This is a genomic window from Pseudomonas rhizophila, from assembly GCF_003033885.1.
Lineage (GTDB): Bacteria > Pseudomonadota > Gammaproteobacteria > Pseudomonadales > Pseudomonadaceae > Aquipseudomonas > Aquipseudomonas rhizophila.
On the sequence record NZ_CP024081.1, the window covers coordinates 3,781,706 to 3,801,575 of the forward strand.

The window sequence follows — 19,870 nt, forward strand, 5'->3', positions numbered from 1 at the left end:
CTGACAAGGATCGTCGCTTCCTCAGGCTTTTCGTGGAGTTTGCGCCTTTGCCCCGTCAGAATGTGGATCCAACCGGTATTTTTCGGCAAACTCCACGGTTTTCAACTGTCCACCAAGGCTTATTCCATGACTCCTTCGTCTTCGGTTGACGAGCAAAGTTTTCGCAAGCTCCTGAGCCGCAATATCAGCCTGCCACTGGGCATGGGCGCCCTCAGCGCGGTGTTTTTCATTGTGCTGATCACCTATCTCCTGTCGGTGATCCAATGGGTCGGGCATACCGATCGGGTGATCAATAATGCCAATGAAGCGCTCAAGCTGAGCGTGGATCTGGAAACCGGCATGCGCGGCTACCTCCTGACGGGCGACGAGCATTTCCTCGACCCTTATGAAGTGGCCAAGCCGCGTATCGCCGTCGCCCTGGAGACATTGTTGGAATTGACAGCCGACAACCCGATCCAGACCGACCGCCTGCATAAAGTGCAAGCGCTCCAGGTGGAGTGGGCCAACTACGCGCAAAGCATGATCGACCTGCAACGCAGCAGTGGCGATTACCGGGGAGCGGTGAAGGCCGGGCGTGGCAAGCGCTTGACCGATGAAATACGCAAGACCTACGAGGATATCGTCGAATCCGAGCAGCAGCTGCGCGCAGAACGCAACGACCAGGTGCGCACCACCACCCTCTGGAGCATCGCTCTGTACCTGTTGTTCGTGGCCGCCGTCAGCGGCTTGCTGGCCTATGTCGGGCGCCGGGATCTGTTGGGGCTGTCCAACAATTACAGCGCCAGCCTGAAGGTCCAGCAGCAGAGTGCTTTGCATCTGGAAAAACAGGCCTGGCTGCGCAATGGCCAGACGCTACTGGCCGAGCAGGTTCTGGGGCAACTGACGTTGAACCTGCTGGGACGCAACATCCTGCAGTTCTGTGCCCAATACATGGGCGCTGTCGTGGCCGCACTGTATGCGCGGGAAGAAAGCGGCCTGCTCAGGCGTGTCGCCACCTACGGCATGTCCCGAGAGGACGAAGAGCAACAGCAACAGGTGATCGTTGTCGGCGAAGGCATCGCTGGCCAGGCGGTCCAACAGGCGCGACTCATCCGCCTGGATGACGTGCCCGACGACTACCTGAAAGTCAGTTCGGGGTTGGGCCAGGGGTTGCCCAACAGCGTACTGGTCATGCCCACCAGTGACGATGACCGGATCAACGGCGTTGTCGAACTGGGCTTCCTGCGACCTGTGACCGATCGCGATATCGAACTGCTGGAACTGGTGGCCGGCAATATTGGCACCTCCATCGAAGCGGCCCGTTACCGGCAGCGTTTGCAGGAAGTCCTCGCCGAAACCCAACAGTTGAACGAAGAACTGCAAGTTCAGCAGGAAGAACTCCGGACCGCCAACGAAGAGCTGGAAGAGCAGTCACGCATCCTCAAGGAGTCCCAGGCGCATCTGGAAGCCCAACAACAGGAACTGGAGCAGACCAACGAGCAACTGGCTGAACAACGCGATGCCATGGACCAGAAGAACAGCGAGCTGAACCTGGCGCAGATCCAGTTGCAGGAACGCGCCGAAGAGTTGCAGCGTTCGAGCAAATACAAGTCCGAGTTCCTGGCGAACATGTCCCATGAACTGCGTACACCGCTCAACAGCTCACTGATCCTGTCCAAACTGCTGGCGGAGAATCCGCAGCAGAACCTCAACGAGGAACAGGTGAAATTTGCCGAGTCGATCTATTCCGCCGGTAACGATCTGCTGAACCTGATCAATGACATTCTCGACATTTCCAAGGTCGAGGCCGGGAAACTGGAAGTGCGTCCGGAGAACACCGGCGTGACGCGCCTGGTGGAAGGCTTGCGTGACATGTTCATGCCCCTGGCGACGGAAAAAGGCCTGAGCTTCGAGGTGCAACTGCTGCCCGACGCCCCGGCCATGCTGTATACCGACCGCCAGCGTCTGGAGCAGGTACTTAAGAACCTGCTGTCCAACGCCATCAAGTTCACCGAGAAAGGCACGGTATGCCTGAAGGTGGACGGTCAGGCCGGGGCGGGCATCGCGTTCATGGTGCGGGACTCAGGAATCGGCATCGCCGCCGATCAGCAACAAAGCATCTTTGAAGCCTTCCGCCAGGCCGATGGCACTACGAATCGCCGGTACGGCGGGACCGGTTTGGGCCTGTCGATTTCCCGTGACCTGGCCACCTTGCTCGGCGGCTCGATTTCTGTCTCCAGCGAACCGGGGCAGGGCAGTGTGTTTACGCTGGTATTGCCAGAACGCTATGTCGAGTCGGGTGAGCCGCTGGTAGAACCGGGGATGTTCACTGCGACCACCACAATGGCGCCACCCGCGCCCCCTGAACCCGTCAGCGCACCGCTGATCGCCCAGGTCGATGTGCCCGTCGCCCCCTTCGCCGATGACCGCGACAAGGCACCGTTCAACACCCGCTGCATTCTGGTGATCGAAGACGAGCCCAGCTTTGCCCGGATCCTGTTCGACCTGGCCCACGAACTCGGTTACCAATGCCTGGTGGCCCAAGGTGCCGATGAAGGCTTCGACCTGGCTTCGCAATTGAGCCCCGATGCAATCCTGCTGGACATGCGCCTGCCGGATCACTCCGGGCTGACGGTATTGCAGCGGCTCAAGGAGCAACCTGGAACCCGGCACATCCCGGTACATGTGATTTCCGTCGAGGATCGCGTAGAAGCCGCGATGCACATGGGCGCCGTCGGCTATGCGGTCAAACCGACTTCTCGCGAAGAACTCAAGGAGGTATTCGCCCGCCTGGAAGCCAAGCTGACCCAGAAGGTCAAGCGGGTGCTGCTGGTGGAGGACGATGATTTGCAACGCGACAGCATCACCCGGCTGATCGGTGACGATGACATCGAGATCACCGCTGTCGGCCTGGCGCAGCAAGCCCTGGACCTGCTGCGAAGCAACGTCTACGACTGCATGATCATCGACCTGAAGCTGCCTGACATGCTGGGCAATGACCTGCTCAAGCGTATGTCCACCGAAGATATCTGCTCATTCCCGCCCGTGATCGTCTACACCGGACGCAACCTGACCCGCGATGAAGAAGCCGAACTGCGCAAGTATTCACGCTCGATCATCATCAAGGGCGCCCGTTCGCCGGAGCGGTTGCTGGACGAAGTGACACTTTTTCTGCACAAAGTCGAATCCCGGTTGTCCCATGAACGGCAGCGGATGCTCAGGACCGCCCGCAGCCGCGACAAGGTTTTCGAGGGCCGTAAAGTGCTGCTGGTGGACGATGATGTGCGCAACATTTTCGCCCTGACCAGTGCCCTGGAGGCCAAGGGGGCGATCGTCGTCATCGGCCGTAACGGCTATGAAGCGATCGAGCGTCTGAACGAAGTCGACGACATCGACCTGGTGCTGATGGATGTGATGATGCCGGAGATGGACGGTTTCGAGGCCACCGCGCTGATCCGCAAGGACCCGCGCTGGCGCAAGCTGCCCATCATTGCCGTGACGGCCAAGGCCATGAAGGATGATCAGGAGCGCTGCCTGGCGGCCGGTTCCAACGATTACCTGGCCAAGCCGATCGATCTGGATCGTCTGTTCTCGCTGATTCGCGTGTGGTTGCCGAATATGGAAAGAATTTAGTGGAACGTAACACTGACATTGAAATCCGTTTGTTGATCGACGCGATCTACCTCAAGTACAGCTACGATTTTCGGGACTATTCCGGCGCCTCCATCAAGCGCCGGGTCCAGCACGCGCTGAGCCAGTTCGAGTGCAAGACCATCTCGGCACTGCAGGAGCGCGTGTTGCACGACCCGGGCATGTTCATGCAACTGCTGCAACTGTTGACGATCCCTGTCAGTGAGATGTTTCGCGACCCGTCGCATTTCCTGGCGATCCGCGAAGAAGTGGTGCCGCTGCTCAAGACCTATCCTTCGATCAAGATCTGGATCGCCGGTTGCAGCACCGGGGAGGAGGTCTATTCCATGGCGATCCTGCTGCGCGAGGAAGGGCTGCTGGACCGCACGCTGATTTATGCCACCGACATCAATCCGCGGTCCCTGGAAAAAGCCAAGCAGGGCATTTTTTCGCTCGAGAACGTACGGGCCTACACCCAGAATTATCAGCGCGCGGGAGGGCGGCGATCATTTGCCGATTACTACACCGCCGCCTACGATTACGCGATGTTCGACAAAACCCTGCGCGAGAACGTGACCTTTGCCGATCACAGCCTGGCGACTGATAGCGTATTCTCAGAAACTCAGTTAATTTCATGTCGTAACGTCTTGATATATTTTAACAAAAAGCTGCAAGATCGCGCGTTCGGATTGTTCCATGAGTCCCTCTGTCACCGTGGTTTCCTGGTACTGGGCAGTAAAGAGACACTGGATTTTTCGTCTTTCGGCAAGCAATTCGAGCCGTTGGTCAAACAGGAACGGATCTATCGCAAGTTATGAATCAGACGATGCACAGATCCAGATCGCCCATTCAAGCCATTGTCGTCGGTGCATCCGCCGGCGGCGTCGAAGCGCTGCTCAAAGTCTTCGGGCAACTGCCAAAGGGCTTCGGCGTACCCATTCTGGTCGTGTTGCATCTGCCCGATGAGCGTGACAGCCAGATGGCCCAGGTCTTCGGCCATCGTCTGGCGATACCGGTGCAGGAAGCTCAGGACAAGCAGAACATTCAACCGGGCACTTTGTATGTAGCCACACCCGGCTATCACCTGTCGGTCGAGGCCGACCGCAGTCTTTCGTTGAGCCTGGAGGAACCGGTGCACCATTCGCGGCCGTCGATAGATGTGCTGTTCGAATCCGCCGCCGACGCCTTCGGTCCGAACCTGCTGGCGGTAGTGCTGACCGGCGCCAACAACGACGGTGCCCAGGGCCTGGCCAAGGTCCGGGAGCTGGGTGGAATCACGGTGGTCCAGGACCCCGGCGAAGCCCAGGTTTCGACCATGCCCGAAGCAGCACTTGCCCTGCAAGAGCCCGACCATATCCTCACTTTGCAAGGCATCGGCCAATTGTTGGCCGCTCTGGAATGAACCACATGCCAAGAGATATTCAAGCCAAACTGCTGATCGTCGACGATCTGCCAGAAAATCTGTTGGCCCTGGAAGCGCTGATCAAACTCGACGGCCGCCAGGTTTTCAAAGCGCTGTCGGCCGATGAGGCGCTGTCCTTGCTGCTGCAACACGACTTTGCCCTGGCCATCATCGATGTACAGATGCCGGGAATGAACGGCTTTGAACTGGCCGAGCTGATGCGCGGCACGGAGAAGACCCGTAGCATTCCTATCATCTTTGTCAGCGCCGCCGGCCGTGAGCGCAACTATGCCTTCACCGGCTATGAAAGTGGCGCGGTGGACTTCCTGCACAAGCCGCTGGACAACCACGCCGTCAAAAGCAAGGTCAATGTGTTCGTCGAGCTGTATCGCCAGAGAAAGGCGATGAAGGAGCAGGTCATTGCATTGCAGGAGAGCCGCCGCGAGCAGGAGGCCTTGTTGCAGCAGTTGCAGGCTACTCGCAGCGAGCTGGAACAGGCGGTTCGCATGCGTGATGACTTCATGTCGATCGTTGCCCACGAAGTCCGTACGCCTCTCAACGGCCTGATTCTCGAGACGCAACTGCGCAAGATGCACCTGGCCCGGGACAACGCCGCAGCCTTCAGCCTGGATAAGGTGCAGGCGATGGTCGAGCGCGACGAGCGCCAGATCAAGAGCCTGATCCGGCTGATCGAGGACATGCTCGACGTGTCGCGGATTCGTACTGGCAAATTGTCCATTCGGCCAAGCCGCTTCAACCTGACGACACTGGTTGAAAACCTGCTGCGCAACTTCCAGCCGCAGATCGCGGCGGCCGAATGCACATTGACGTGCTCGACCGAGCCGTCGGTGGAGGGACAATGGGATGAGTTTCGTATCGAACAAGTGGTGTCGAACCTGCTGACCAACGCCTTGCGCTACGGCGGGAAAAGCCCGATCGAGGTGCGCGTCTACAAAACGCCTGACCATGCTTGCGTCGAAGTCCAGGATCACGGTATCGGCATCAGCGAGGAAAACCAGCAGCGCATCTTCCAGCAGTTCGAGCGGGTGTCGTCCAAAGCAGTCGCATCCGGCCTGGGCCTGGGGTTATTCATCTCCGAGCAGATTGTGACCGCCCATGGCGGTACTATTACGGTCAATAGCCGCCTCAATGAAGGGGCGTTGTTTCGCGTCTGCCTGCCTTTGCAGAAAACGGTCCTGGCCAAAACCGTCGAACAGACGCAACCTCTGAGTGACCCTACGGTCGTATCAGCAGCTATTGATCGAACAAAGGCTTCTCATGAGTGAAGATGCGCAAGACGTTGTACTGATCGTCGAGGATGACCCGTCGATCCTGATGGTATTGTCGGCCTACCTGTCGGGCGAGGGGTATCGAGTGCTGCAGGCCGAAAACGGTGAGCAGGCGTTCGAGATCCTCGCCAGCAAGCCCCACCTGGACATGATGATCACCGACTTCCGCCTGCCCGGGGGTATCACCGGCGTGCAGATCGCTGAACCGGCGGTCCGGTTGCGACCCGACCTGAAAGTCATCTTTATCAGCGGTTATGCCCAGGAAGTGCGCGACACCGACAGCCCCATCACCCGCAAGGCGCCGATCCTGGGCAAACCGTTCGACCTGGATGTGCTGCAGGACATGATGCGGACGATGTTGTCCTAGGCCTGTAAAAGCAGGGTGCAGGGCGGGATTTTGTGGGAGCAGGGTTTGCTGCCACAAAATCCTTGATCACGGGCGCACGGTCGGCTGATATCCGGGCATTGCCTCAAACCTTGATCATCTCCCGCACCTTGGCCGTCAACAGGTCAAAGGTGAACGGTTTGGTGATCATCTGCATGCCTGGGTCCAGGAAGCCGCCGCGCACCGCCGCATGCTCAGCATACCCGGTGATGAACAGCACCCGCAGGTCCGGGCGAATCTGCCGGCCGATTTCCGCCAGTTGCCTGCCGTTCATGCCTGGCAAGCCCACGTCACTGATCAGCAGATCGATGCGCTGGCTTGACTGAAGGATCGGCACCGCGCCGTCAGCATCGGCTGCTTCGACGAAGGCATAACCCAGCTCGCTCAGTACGGCGCTGACCAGCACCCGCACCGCCGGGTCGTCCTCGACGATCAGCACGGTCTCACCGTCTTGTGCGTACGGGGCGTGTTGTGTATCGACCCGTGGTTCGTGAACCTCTTCACCGACGAAACGCGGCAGATAGAGGCTCACGGTTGTGCCTTTGCCGACTTCACTGTCAATCGTCACGTGACCACGCGACTGCTTACTGAACCCATAGATCATCGACAAGCCCAGCCCGGTGCCCTGGCCGATCGGCTTGGTGGTGAAAAACGGGTCGAACGCACGATTGATGACCGCTTCGGGCATTCCGCAACCGGAATCCTGCACACTCAGCACGACGTAATCGCCCGGCTCCAGGTTGGTATAAGCCTGGGTGAAGTCGGCATCCAGGTGTTGATTGAGCGTCTTGACCACCAGTTGCCCACCGTCGGGCATTGCGTCCCGAGCATTGAGTACCAGGTTGAGTAGGGCGCTTTCCAGTTGGTTTGGGTCGGCTTCGGCGATCCAGAGCTGGTCGTCCAGTTCCATGTCCAGCCGGATACTCTCGTTGAGGCTGCGCTGCAGCAGCTCGCCCATGGACAGCACTAGGGTATTCATCTGCACCGCTTTTGAGTCCAGCGATTGGCGGCGGGAGAAGGCCAGCAAACGATGCGTCAGGCCGGCTGCGCGATTGGCCGATGTCACCCCCAGGTCGATCAGGCTGTCCAGATCCTCGGTGCGGCCTCGGGCCAGGCGCCGGCGCAACAGTTCGAGGCTGCCGATGATCCCGGTGAGCATGTTGTTGAAGTCATGGGCGATCCCCCCCGTGAGTTGCCCGACCGCTTCCATTTTTTGCGACTGGCGCAAGGCCTCTTCGTTGTGGCGCAGTTGGGCCGTGCGTTCTTCCACTTGTTGCTCAAGGGTCTCCAGGGTGGTTTGCAGGCGCAGCTCGCTGTTGCTCAGGTCGATCAGCCGGTCTCGGGCTTCATATTGCCTGCGCCGGCCCCGCAGGGCGGTGGTGACCACGCTGACCAGGGTTATTGGGTGAAAAGGGCGCTCGAGGAACGTTACGTTGCCCAACTGAGTGCCGATACGCGCCGCCGGGTTCTGTTCCGGCCCGCCGTGGTGGGTCAACAATACGATTGGCAAGTCTGACCAGGCCGGTTGCTCTTCGATATGCAACAACAGCGTTTCCAGCTCCGGCCCGACCAGGGCTTCGGAGGAAATCACCAACAGGCCGGCGCCGTGCTCCAGCTCTTCGCACAAGTGGCCCAGATGCTGGCAGATAAGGCCGCCGAAGCCGGCTTCGCGCAGGATCATCAGGGCGATCTGGCTGTCGCGCCCCAGCGGTGCGAGGATCAACGCCCGCTCCGACAGGGGCTCGACCAGCGTCACTGTTGATCATCCTTGAGCAACGGATTATCCGCTCCCATATAGTTCGGCACCCCACGCAATACCCCCTGGAATGCTTCCAGCGGCTCGCCGATGGTCATGCCCTCGCTGCTGATGCGGTATTCGCGAATAGTGGATTCATGGCTACCGGTGCGTTTCTTGATGATGGAGATCGCTCGACGAACTTTGCCCAGCGCTTCGAAATAACGCAACAGAATCACCGTGTCGGCCAGGTAGGTAATGTCCACCGGGGCCTGCATATCGCCCACCAGACCGTGTTGCGCAACGGTCATGAAGGTCGCAGCGCCCCTGCGGTTCAGGTAGAGCAGCAGTTCATGTACGTGCAGCACCAAGGCGTTTTCTTCCGGCATGGCGGCCTGGTAGCCATTGATACTGTCGATCACGACCGTCTTGATGTTACCTTCATCGACGCAACGGCGTACCCGATGGGAGAACTCACCGGGAGACAGCTCAGCGGCGTCCACCTGTTCGATCACCAGGTTGCCGGTTCGTCTCAGCGCTTCCAGGTCGATACCGACGTTCCTCATGCGCTCGAACAGCAAGCCCAACTCTTCATCGAAGATGAACAGTGCGGCTTTTTCGCCACGCTGCACGGCAGCCGCAGCGAAAATCATCGAAATCAGCGACTTGCCGGTGCCGGCCGGGCCCAGGATCAAAGTGCTGGAGCCTGTCTCGATGCCGCCGCCCAGCAAGGCGTCCACGCCATCGAGTCCGCTGGACAGTTGTTGGCGCAGGTATTGCCCGCGGTGTTCGGCGGCTACCAAGCGTGGGAAGACATGAATGCCGTCGCCCATGATGGTGAAGTCGTGAAAGCCGCCACGGTATTTCTGCCCGCGATACTTGACCACCCGAATGCGTCGCCGCTCGGCGCCGTAATTGGGTGTCAGTTCTTCCAGGCGAATCACCCCATGGGCGACGCTGTGCACGGTCTTGTCCAGGGACTCGGTGGTCAGGTCATCGAGCAGCAGTACCGTGGCGTCGTAGCGCACAAAGTAATGCTTGATCGCCAGAATCTGCCGGCGATAGCGCAGTGAGCTTTGCGCCAGCAGGCGAATCTCCGAGAGGCTGTCGAGCACCACCCGGGTCGGCTTGACCCGCTCGACCACCTCGAAAATCTGCCGGGTCGCTTCCCCCAGCTCCAGGTCCGAGGAGTACAGCAGGCTTTGCTGATGCTCGGCGTTGAGCAGGCTCTCAGGAGGGGTAAGCTCGAAGATATGCACGTTTTCGTCGATCATCCAACCGTGGGACGCCGCGCCCTGGCGCAACTCACGCTCGGTTTCCGACAGGGTGATGTACAAGGAACGCTCGCCGGCCTGGGCACCGGCCAAGAGGAATTGCAACGCGACCGTGGTCTTGCCGGTCCCGGGTTCCCCTTCCAGCAGGAACACATGGCCGCGGGACAAGCCACCGGAAAGGATGTCATCCAGCCCTTCGATACCGGTGGCGGCTTTAGCGCTGATCAACTCGTTAGATGTAGACAAAAAAAGCCCTCTCATGACTAGGGAAGTGGGCAGCAGGCTGGAGTACGCCTGAAAATGAACTGCCTGAACACTTGACCTTTTGCCGTGATCACGGTTCCGCTTTCGTTGATAAAACGAGGTGTACTGCTCAATTTTCTGGCAGCGGGGAAACGCCTACAGGCCTTGCTGCAGCGCCGGATCATCGGGGTTGAGTTGCTCCAGTTGCGCCAACAGGATCTGCACATTCTGCAACTGCCCGGACTCCTTCCAGTAGTTGATCAGCAGCACCCGCGCCCTGCGATCAGCCGGGTAGCGCTGGACGATTTCCTGTAACTGTTTCTGCGCCGCTTCCAGTTCCTGTTCGGCATACAAGGTGGTTGCCAGGTCATAACGGTAATGTCGGTTTTCGGGCTCAAGCTCCACGGCTTTTGCCAAACCAAGCAGCGCGTACTCCGCCTGGCCATGGTGCAGCAGCCACAGACCCAATGCATGTTGCAGATAAGCCGACTCCGGCTGGTTTTTCAACTGTTGGGCAAGCAACTGACGTGCAGCGTCGGCCTGGCCCTGTTTGTCCAGCACGTCGATCTGCATGACCAGCGCTGGCAGGTTGTCCGGTTGCAGGCGCAGGACTTGTTCCAGCGCCAACTGAGCCTTTTTCAGTTCAGCGTTATGCAGATGCAGCCGGGCCAGCTGATAGTGGGACTCGGCGGTTGGTGGACCGTCTTCAAGCATCTGCTCCCACATACCGATGACAAGCTGCATAGGCCCGAAGTACAAACCAAGCTCATCCGGCGATAGGCCCAGCAACGCGTTCACTGCGGCGAAGCGGACGCTTGGGTCTTGATCTTCGAGCAACGGCCCCAGCAACAGGCTGCGTTGGCCGGTTGGCACCAGCCCGCTGATGCTGCCGATGGCCGCTCGACGCACATCCGGCGACTCGCTGTGCAGGTCCGCGTCCGCCAGTTTCAGGGCTTGGGGGCTTGGGTAGTTCGGTAGCTCGGCGTGCAGCCATACCCGGCGCTTGGGCGACAGGTCCGGGCGACCCAATTGCTGATAGAGCATCCGCGCCGCCCCTGGCTGCCCATTGCGTGCGTGCTCAAGGGCTTCACTGTAGCCACGCTTGATTGCCTCGGGAATTTGCGGCGTGGTGCTGCGTAGCCACATTGCGACTAGACCGATTACCAACAGGACAGACAGGCTGAGCAACAGATAGCGGCGAGGCGAGGGCATGCAGGTAGTCCATAACCAGGAAGCGTGAAATGCCGCAAGCTTCGGTCAGGTGCGGGCTTGAGTCAAACCTTGAAAGAATCTGCAGATAACCCGGTGGGAGCGAGCCTGCTCGCGATAGCGGTATATCAGTTGGCATTTGAGTTGACTGACCCAGCGCCATCGCGAGCAGGCTCGCTCCCACCGGGCGTTTGCAGCAGGCAAAAAAAGCCCCGCGTCCAACATGGGAGGCGGGGCGAAAATTTGGTTGGTTGCGGCCAACCAAAGGAGCTCGGTTGAATGAGGTCGGTCAGTTGCTGGCTACGGCTTCCGGTTGCCAGCCGCCGCCCAGGGCCTTGTAGATCGCGACAATGCCGCGATACAGGTCCACTTCGGCCTGGGCCTGAGTGTCCTCGGCGGCCAGGCGCTCACGTTGGGCATCCAACAGGACGAGGAAATCCTCGGTGCCTTCGCGATAGCGGACTTCAGCCAGATCAGCGGCGGCTCGACTCGATTCGCTCTGCCGGATCAGCGAAATCAGGCGTTGCTGGCGCTTGCCGTAGTCGCTGAAGGCATTTTCCGATTCCTCCAGGGCCAGCAGCACTTGCTGTTCGTAGGTCGCCAAGGCGCCGTCCGCCTCAGCGTCGGCACCGCGCAGACGCGCCCGCACACTGCCCAAATCGAAGGCAGCCCAGGTGATGCTTGGCCCCAGCGCCCAGGCATTGGCCGCCGATGAGCCGATCTGCGAACCGCGTCCGGCGGTAAAGCCCAGGAAACCGCTGAGGCTGACCCGTGGGAACAGATCGGCCTTGGCCACGCCAATGCGCGCAGTGGCGGCAGCGAGTTGGCGCTCGGCGCTGAGAATGTCCGGGCGACGTTGCAACAGTTCACCCGGATCGCCAATCGGCAGGGCCTTGGCGATGGCCGGCAGCTGTTTGGGACTCAGGTCCACACTCAGTTTGTCCGGGCGCTCACCCAGCAAGGTAGCGATGCGGTTGCGCTGGCGTACCTGTTCGGCCTGCAACTGCGGCACGCTGGCTTCGACCGAGGCCAGGCGCGCATCGGCACGGACCACGTCGAGCTGATCGCCGACGCCGGCATCACGCAGGCTTTCGGTGATCTTGCGCGACGCCTGCTGGTTCTCGAGGTTTGCCAGGGCGATTTTTTCCCGCAGTTGGGCGCCGCGCAGTTGACCGTAGGCGTCCACCAGTTCGGCGATCATTGTCACCTGCAACTGATAGAGATCGGCTTCGACCGCCTGCTGATCGGCATCGGTGGCTTCCAGGTTGCGCTGGATGCGCCCGAACAGATCCAGCTCCCAGGCCATGTCCAGGCCCAGGTCATAGCGTTCGGTGCTGACCCGGTCGGTGGTCTGCCCCGGAATCTGGCCTTTGCCCAGGTTGCTGCTGGCGCGGCTGGTGATGGTCGGCATGACGTCATTGCTGGCGTCGTCGCGTATCGCTCGGGCCGCTCGCAAACGGGCGAACGCCACGCGTAACTCGCGGTTGCCCTCCAGGGAACGGGTGACCAGCGCGTTGAGCGTCGGGTCTTCGAACTGCTGCCACCAGATCCCTTCGAAACGGGCACGGTCGAAATTCTTCTGGCCGGCGGCACCGTCGGTGGCGGTGGTGATGTTCGCCGCCTCCGTTTGCGGTGCCTTGTAGTCCGGGCCTACGGCGCAAGCACTCAAGGCCAGTACCAGCAGGCTCGGCACAAACACTTTCAAACTCATTGTTGCGCCTCCAGTTTCAACGCCCGGGCCGCTTTGCGGGCCTCGCTGCGCTCGACGAAGTTGCGGATCAGTACATAGAACACTGGCGTGAGCAGCAGACCGAAGAAGGTCACCCCGAGCATGCCCGAGAACACCGCGACACCCATGGCATGGCGCATTTCAGCACCTGCACCGCTGGAGAAGACCAACGGCACCACGCCCATGATGAACGCGAAGGAGGTCATCAGGATCGGCCGCAGACGCAGGCGGCAGGCCTCCAGCACCGCAGCCAGGGGGTTCATGCCCTCGAGCTGTTTATCCTTGGCGAACTCAACGATCAGAATGGCGTTCTTACAGGCAAGCCCCACCAGTACGATCAATCCGATCTGGGTAAAGATGTTGTTGTCGCCGCCGGAAAGAATTACCCCGGTAATGGCCGACAGCAGGGTCATCGGTACGATCAGGATCACCGCCAGCGGCAAGCTCCAGCTTTCGTACTGTGCCGCCAGCACCAGGAACGCCAGCAGGACACAGAGCGGGAACACGAACAGCGCGGTATTGCCCGAGAGAATCTGCTGGTACGTCAGGTCGGTCCACTCGTAAGTCATGCCGTTGGGCAATTCGTCCTTGAGCAGTTTCTCGATGGCTTTTTCAGCCTGGCCGGAACTGTAGCCCGGGGCAGCGGCACCGTTGATTTCCGCAGTGATGAAGCCGTTGTAGTGCATTACGCGGTCAGGTCCCGAGGTGTCGCTGACCTTGATGAAGGTCGCCAGCGGGATCATCTCGCCACGGTTGTTGCGCACCTTGAGCTGGCCAATCTGGTCCGACTCCAGGCGGAACTGTTGCTCGGCCTGAACGTTGACCTGATAGGTGCGGCCAAAGCGGTTGAAGTCGTTGGCATACAGCGAGCCCAGGTAGATCTGCAGGGTGTCGAAGATGTCACTGACGGCCACGCCGTGGGTCTTGGCTTTTTCACGATCGATGGCGGCATCGACCTGCGGCACGTTCACCGTGTAGCTGGTGAACAGCCCGGCCAGTTCCGGCACGTTGTGGCTCTTGGTGATGATGTTCATGGTTTCTTTGTACAGCTCGTCGTAGCCCAGGTTGCCCCGGTCTTCGATTTGCAGACGGAAACCACCGATCGTGCCCAGGCCCTGTACCGGCGGCGGCGGGAAGATCGCCATGTAGGCTTCCTGGATTTCCGAGTACTGGCCGTTCAAGGCCCCGGCAATGGCCCCGGCAGACATGCTGGGGTCCTTGCGCTCGTCGAAGGGCTTGAGGGTGACGAACACGATGCCGGCGTTCGGACTATTGGTGAAGCCGTTGATCGACAGGCCAGGGAAGGCCACGGCGCTTTCGACGCCCGGCTGCTTGAGGGCCATGTCCGACATACGCTTGATCACGTCTTCGGTGCGGTCCAGGCTCGCGGCATCCGGCAGTTGGGCAAAGGCCACCAGGTATTGCTTGTCCTGGCCGGGTACGAAACCGGTCGGGGTGTTGGAGAACCCGAAGAACGTCAGCACCATCAGGCCTGCGTACACCAGCAGGGCGATGCCGCTGCTGCGGATCACGCGGCCAACTGTGCCCACGTAGCTGTGACTGGCACGGTCGAAGAAGCGGTTGAACGGACGGAACAGCCAGCCACCGAATATCTTGTCCAGGAACCTGGAAAAACGGTCCTTGGGCGCGTCATGACTCTTGAGCAGCACTGCGGCCAGGGCTGGCGACAGGGTCAGGGAGTTGAATGCCGAGATCACCGTGGAAATGGCAATGGTCAAAGCAAACTGCTTATAGAACTGCCCGGTCAAGCCACTGATGAACGCCGCCGGTACGAATACCGCGCACAACACCAGGGCGGTAGCGATGATCGGGCCGGTCACTTCGCCCATGGCGCGTTTGGTGGCTTCCACCGGAGTCAGTCCCAAGCCGATGTTGCGTTCGACGTTCTCCACCACCACGATGGCGTCGTCCACCACGATACCGATCGCCAGTACCAGCCCGAACAGCGAGAGCGCGTTCAGCGAGAAGCCGAACAGATGCATCACGGCAAACGTACCGATAAGCGACACCGGCACGGCCACCAGCGGAATGATCGAGGCGCGCCAGGTCTGCAGGAACAGGATCACCACCAGTACCACGAGGATCAGCGCTTCGAAGAGGGTGTGAACCACCGCCTCGATGGAGCCGCGCACGAAGATCGTCGGGTCATAGACGATGCTGTAATCCATTCCCGCCGGGAAGTTCTGCTTGAGTTCGTCCATCTTGGCGCGAACATCGTTGGAAATCTGGATGGCGTTGGAGCCGGGGCGCTGGAAGATCGGGATCGCCACCGCCGGCTGGTTGTCGAGCAATGAGCGCAGGGCGTATTGACTGGAGCCCAACTCCACTCGTGCGATGTCTTTGAGGCGGGTAATTTCACCGTCCTCGCCGGAACGGATAATGATGTTTTCGAACTCTTCCTCATTCACCAGGCGCCCCTGGGTGTTGATCGAGAGCTGGAATGCCTGGGCATTGGGTGCCGGAGGCGCGCCCAGGGCACCGGCGGCGACCTGACGGTTCTGTTCGCGGATGGCGGTGACCACGTCGGTGGCGGTCAGGTTACGCGAAGCAGTCTTGTTCGGGTCAAGCCAGACCCGCAGGGAATAGTCCCCCATGCCGAATAGCTGCACATCACCCACACCGCCCAGGCGCGCCAGCTCATCCTTGATGTTGAGCAGGGCATAGTTGGACAGGTAAAGCATGTCGTAGCGCTGGTCCGGCGAGGTCAAGTGCACAACCATGGTCAGGTCGGGCGATGCCTTGTCCACCGTGATGCCGATCCGGGTGACTTCTTCCGGCAACTTGGGTTCAGTCCGCGTGACGCGGTTCTGCACCTGCACCTGGGCGTTGTCCAGGTCGGTGCCCAGCGCGAAGGTGATGGTGAGGGTGATCTTGCCATCTGCGGTGGATTGCGAGGACATGTACAGCATGTTCTCGACGCCGGTGATGGCTTGCTCCAGGGGAGCGGCTACGGTTTCGCCGATGACCTTGGGGTTGGCGCCCGGGAAGTTGGCGCGCACGACCACGGTCGGCGGCACGACTTCCGGGTATTCGCTGATCGGCAACTGGAACAGTGAGATGGCGCCGGCGATCAGGATCAGCAGCGAAAGCACCGCTGCGAAGATCGGCCGCGAAATGAAGAACTGGGAAAATTTCATCTTGAGTTCAGTCCCTTAACCGCGTGGGGTCGCTGCGGCCAGTTTGCCTGCCGATCCGGAAGCAGCCTTGGCAGGCGCGACTTGGGGCAGGTTGCTGGCTTCGAGCGCTTTTCGTTGTTGTGCCAGGGCGGCAATGGTTTCTTCGCTGGCCATCGGCACGGTTTCAGGCGTGACTGGTGTACCGGGGCGAGCGCGTTGCAGGCCCTTGACGATGATGGTGTCGTCCTTGCTCAAGCCGTTGCGCACGATGCGCAGGCCTTCGATCTTCGGTCCCAGCTCGACAGCGCGGTAGGCCGGCTTATTGTCGGCGTCCATCACCAGCACGAATTTCTTGCCAAGGTCGGTGCCGACGGCTTCGTCGTTGATCAGCACGGCCGAGTAAGTGCCGCTGCCCACCAGTTTCAGCCGGGCATACAGCCCAGGGGTGTAGGCGCCATCCTTGTTGTCGAACACCGCGCGACCACGAATGGTACCGGTCTGTGGATTGACCTGGTTGTCGATGAAATTCATATGGCCCAGGTGCGGATTACCTTCCTCGTTGGACAGGCCCATGTAGACCGGAGTGGCCTGACCACGCTGGCCTTCGCGGGCGAGGCGGGTGTACTTGAGGAAGACGCGCTCGTCGGCATCGAAGTAGGCGTAGACCTTGTCGGTGGACACCACGCTGGTGAGCGGCGTGACATCGGCGGTCACCAGGTTGCCGGCGGTGATGTCCGCCCGGCTGACGCGACCGCTGATAGGCGAAGTGACCCGGGTGAAGCTCAGGTTCAGTTTGGCCAGGTCCAGTTGTGCCTGGATCGCCGCAGCGGCAGCGCGGGCTTCCTGGGCAGCACTGGTACGCGAATCTGCCAGCTCGGCGGAAATGGCATTGCTCAAGCGCAGGCGCTCGCCACGCTTGGCTTCGTTCTCGCTACGGGTAGCCGTCGCTCGGGCCTGGGACAACTGGGCTTCGAGGCGACGCACTTCAGCCTGGAAGGGACGCGGATCGATCTGGAACAACAGGTCGCCTTTCTTGACCAGAGCGCCTTCGGTGAACGCTACGTTATCGATCTGTCCTGAAACGCGGGGTCGGATCTCAACGGTTTCAGGTGCCTCGAGGCGCCCGGTGAATTCGTCCCACTCGTTGACCGGCTGCTCCAGCACCTTGGCCACACTGACTTTGGCCGCCGGCATGGAAGCCGCCGTATCTGGGGTCTTGCCGCATGCACTCATCACCAGCACCGCCATCAGTGCCAGGGGAAAGCGCAATTTTGAAAGTGAATATTCCATGGATAGCATCCGCCAAGAGTATTGAGATGGGCGGATGATGCGTGGGGAGGCGGTGAGGCACGAATCGAATGAAGCAAAGGTAACTATCATTCGGAATGATATAAGACATCGCCCAGCGCTCTAGCTGAGGGCTTTCGTTAGGCGGCTATCAATTGCGTTGATGTCCCTTCAGGTTGCCAGATGCACCGAATTACCTGCGTGAAGAACGCTACTGCGGCAGATAGCGGTCATGGATGCGCTGGATTTCGCCGCTGGCGCGAAGGCTTTCAACGGCCGCCCGCAGCTTCTTGACCATTTTCGGGGAGCACCGTTTGGAGCAGGCCAGATAGAGATCGGCACTGCTATTGACCGGGCTCATGAGCAGTTCGCGCTTGGACACCTTGGGCCAGATATACCGACTCTCAGGGACGCCGTTGAACCAAGCGTCGATACGTCCCATCAAGAGCATCTGGGCGGGGTTGTCGCCAATGACCAGCGGGTAGATCTGCTCATCGCTGAACCCTTCGGTGCGCAGGATCTCCTGCTGCGCACTTCCCAGGCCGACGCCGATCTTGCGGTAGGTTTGCCGGGCTTCGGCGAAACTGCTCACTTGCCGGTCGAGGGTGAAGAAGGCGCGTTCCATGGGCATGACCGACGCGATCCAGGTAAAGCGATCCTCGCGTTCCGGCGTGCGCGACAGGGGCGCGATCAGGTGATTGCGCTGTTCGCTGACGTGTTTCTGTGAGCGGGCCCAAGGAAGGATATGGAACTGCACGGTATACCCGGCCTTGGTCATGGCCGCTACGGCAACATCGCCGACAATTCCGTGCCCCTTGGGGTCATCGACAAACGTCAACGGCGGCGCGTCCAGAATGTGCAGTTCAATCGTCAAAGGTGCGGCGTAGGCGCTACAGACAATCAGCGTCGGCAGCACCAGGCATAGGCGCGAGAGTGCTTTGGTACGGCCTTCCAATACGCGTTTGATCCGGCTCATGATCGATACTTCAGGCATTGAAAGTGATGCGCCATTCCAAACCCACGGCGCCAGAAACATCATCCTGCGATGTTCACCACGGCTTTTTTATTATTGCCTATCAACGCTGTCGGCCTGACTGCGTGTATCTGAAGGTATAGATCATTCGGTCGACAAAAGCTTTTTTACTCAGAACCGGTACTGGCTTGTTCGGCAATCAGTTGAGCCAAAGTCCGCACCGGTTCGGTGAGGCTTTGTCCCGACCGATGCACCAGTCCGATATCCCGATGGAAGGTGTGCTGACCAAGGTCCAGGGCTCTGACACCCGCCGGCCAGTCATGGGCCGATGTTTGCGGGACCAATGCCACTCCCACACCGTTTTCAACCAGCTTGATGATGGCCTCCAGCTCATCCAGTTCACACACCTCGCGCACGGTGAAATGCATTTGCCGCAGGAAACGATCCACCTGCCGGCCACCGAATGAAGCACGGTCATATCGAATGAATGGAAGGCTGGAAAGGAGTGTCGCCCAATCTTCCCCCGGCACTTCGCGGGCAACGATCAATCGATACGGCTCAAGTGTCAGGGTCGTCCAGCGCAGGTCGCTCTGAAGCGAGAAGGGCGGACGGATGATGGCCGCCATGTCGATTTCGCCAGCGTCCACCAGATTGACCAGCTCCATCGACAGCCCCGGCAGCACCCGAGTACGGCACTGAGGGCATTGCTGATGGAACCTGGCCAAAGCGTCCGGCAAATAGGAACGCTGAACGGACGCAATGGCGCCGATGTTCACCAGGACATTGGTCGCAAGTTCGGCGGTGCCACAGCCCAGATTGTCGTAGAGGCGCAGCAACTCTTGTGCCTGCAAGAGCACTTGGTGCCCCTTGCGGTTGAGGTGCGCCGAGCGTCCTTTCCTGTCGAATATTTCGAAGCCAAGCTGCGCCTCCAGACGCTGGATTTGCGCGCTCACGGCGGCCTGTGTGAGGCCGATCCTGTTCCCGGCCGCAGCGAAAGTGCCTTCCCGTGCGACGGCGAGGAGCGTCTTGAGTTCTTTAATCATTCACAAATATTAATTGTGTTTCTAAGCAATATATATTGATTTTTCCGCCTGTAGCGCCGCTCTACGATGGCCTCACCCAAAAAGCACAAAAAAGGAGTCCTGATGAACCTCTCTCCCTTCCACTTGGCAATCCCGGTTTACGACCTCGCTGGCGCACGCACCTTTTATGGTGAAGTGTTTGGACTGCAAGAGGGGCGCTCCAGCGCCCACTGGGTCGATTTCAACTTTTACGGCCACCAGTTGGTGATCCATGAGCAGCCAAAAACCGCGGCCCAGGAAAGCGTTCACAGCAACCCGGTGGACGGCCATGACGTACCTGTTCCTCATTTCGGCATCATTTTGGGCTGGGAGGAATGGGAAGCACTGGCCGAACGCTTGAAATCCTTCGGTACCCAGTTTGTGATTGAACCCTACATTCGCTTCAAGGGGCAGGTGGGTGAGCAGGCGACGATGTTCCTGTTCGACCCTTGCGGTAACGCGCTTGAATTCAAGGCGTTCAAGGATATGAGCCAGTTGTTCGCAAAGTAGTCCAGCCAGAGGTGGGCAGGCGCAGAG

The 19,870-nt window shown here is 59.9% G+C and carries 14 protein-coding genes; 6 read left to right on the forward strand and 8 right to left on the reverse strand.

The genetic code is table 11. The features are described from left to right. Positions 1-126 precede the first annotated feature (126 nt). Genes CRX69_RS17620 through CRX69_RS17640 form a run of 5 tightly spaced genes read left to right on the forward strand, consistent with a single transcriptional unit; the run spans position 127 to position 6,667 of the window. The gene (locus CRX69_RS17620; RefSeq protein WP_107323273.1) at positions 127-3,612 is read left to right on the forward strand and encodes a response regulator; all 3,486 of its coding nucleotides are present in this window, start codon (positions 127-129) and stop codon (positions 3,610-3,612) included. Then, positions 3,612-4,427, forward strand: coding sequence for a CheR family methyltransferase (locus CRX69_RS17625; RefSeq protein WP_047229105.1), 816 nt, complete (start codon positions 3,612-3,614; stop codon positions 4,425-4,427). Before CRX69_RS17620 ends, CRX69_RS17625 begins: the two co-directional genes overlap by 1 nt. Continuing rightward, a complete protein-coding gene (locus tag CRX69_RS17630; RefSeq protein ID WP_047229104.1) occupies positions 4,424-5,011 on the forward strand; it encodes a chemotaxis protein CheB in 588 nt (195 codons plus the stop codon). The genes CRX69_RS17625 and CRX69_RS17630 overlap by 4 nt, the downstream gene beginning before the upstream one ends. 5 nt (positions 5,012-5,016) lie before the next feature. Next, on the forward strand, positions 5,017-6,297 hold the full coding sequence (locus CRX69_RS17635) for a hybrid sensor histidine kinase/response regulator (protein ID WP_047229103.1): 1,281 nt from the start codon (positions 5,017-5,019) through the stop codon (positions 6,295-6,297). Continuing rightward, a complete protein-coding gene (locus CRX69_RS17640; protein ID WP_047229102.1) occupies positions 6,290-6,667 on the forward strand; it encodes a response regulator in 378 nt (125 codons plus the stop codon). Before CRX69_RS17635 ends, CRX69_RS17640 begins: the two co-directional genes overlap by 8 nt. A gap of 103 nt (positions 6,668-6,770) precedes the next feature. Here CRX69_RS17640 and CRX69_RS17645 read toward each other — a convergent pair whose 3' ends face one another. The 8 genes from CRX69_RS17645 to CRX69_RS17680 form a co-directional block, all read right to left on the reverse strand. Continuing rightward, positions 6,771-8,441, reverse strand: coding sequence for an ATP-binding protein (locus CRX69_RS17645; protein ID WP_047229101.1), 1,671 nt, complete (start codon positions 8,439-8,441; stop codon positions 6,771-6,773). Continuing rightward, a complete protein-coding gene (locus CRX69_RS17650) occupies positions 8,438-9,940 on the reverse strand; it encodes an ATPase domain-containing protein (protein WP_076384603.1) in 1,503 nt (500 codons plus the stop codon). Before CRX69_RS17650 ends, CRX69_RS17645 begins: the two co-directional genes overlap by 4 nt. A gap of 153 nt (positions 9,941-10,093) precedes the next feature. Further along, positions 10,094-11,149, reverse strand: a complete 1,056-nt coding sequence (locus CRX69_RS17655; RefSeq protein ID WP_076384605.1) for a HEAT repeat domain-containing protein — start codon at positions 11,147-11,149, stop codon at positions 10,094-10,096. A 286-nt stretch (positions 11,150-11,435) separates the two neighbouring features. Continuing rightward, positions 11,436-12,857: an efflux transporter outer membrane subunit gene (locus CRX69_RS17660; RefSeq protein WP_047229098.1), complete on the reverse strand. Its 1,422-nt coding sequence runs from the start codon at positions 12,855-12,857 to the stop codon at positions 11,436-11,438. After that, positions 12,854-16,033, reverse strand: coding sequence for an efflux RND transporter permease subunit (locus CRX69_RS17665; protein ID WP_047229097.1), 3,180 nt, complete (start codon positions 16,031-16,033; stop codon positions 12,854-12,856). The genes CRX69_RS17660 and CRX69_RS17665 overlap by 4 nt, the downstream gene beginning before the upstream one ends. A gap of 15 nt (positions 16,034-16,048) precedes the next feature. Next, a complete protein-coding gene (gene mexE / locus CRX69_RS17670; RefSeq protein ID WP_076384609.1) occupies positions 16,049-17,302 on the reverse strand; it encodes a multidrug efflux RND transporter periplasmic adaptor subunit MexE in 1,254 nt (417 codons plus the stop codon). A 208-nt stretch (positions 17,303-17,510) separates the two neighbouring features. Then, complete coding sequence (locus tag CRX69_RS17675) at positions 17,511-18,275, reverse strand: substrate-binding periplasmic protein (RefSeq protein WP_107323274.1); 765 nt, start codon at positions 18,273-18,275, stop codon at positions 17,511-17,513. 164 nt (positions 18,276-18,439) lie between these two features. Continuing rightward, positions 18,440-19,315 carry a LysR family transcriptional regulator gene (locus CRX69_RS17680; protein ID WP_047229095.1) on the reverse strand — a complete coding sequence of 292 codons (876 nt, stop codon included), beginning with the start codon at positions 19,313-19,315 and terminating at the stop codon, positions 18,440-18,442. A gap of 102 nt (positions 19,316-19,417) precedes the next feature. Here CRX69_RS17680 and CRX69_RS17685 point away from each other — a divergent pair, with 102 nt between their 5' ends. Further along, complete coding sequence (locus tag CRX69_RS17685; protein ID WP_076384613.1) at positions 19,418-19,843, forward strand: VOC family protein; 426 nt, start codon at positions 19,418-19,420, stop codon at positions 19,841-19,843. The last annotated feature ends 27 nt before the right edge of the window (positions 19,844-19,870 follow it).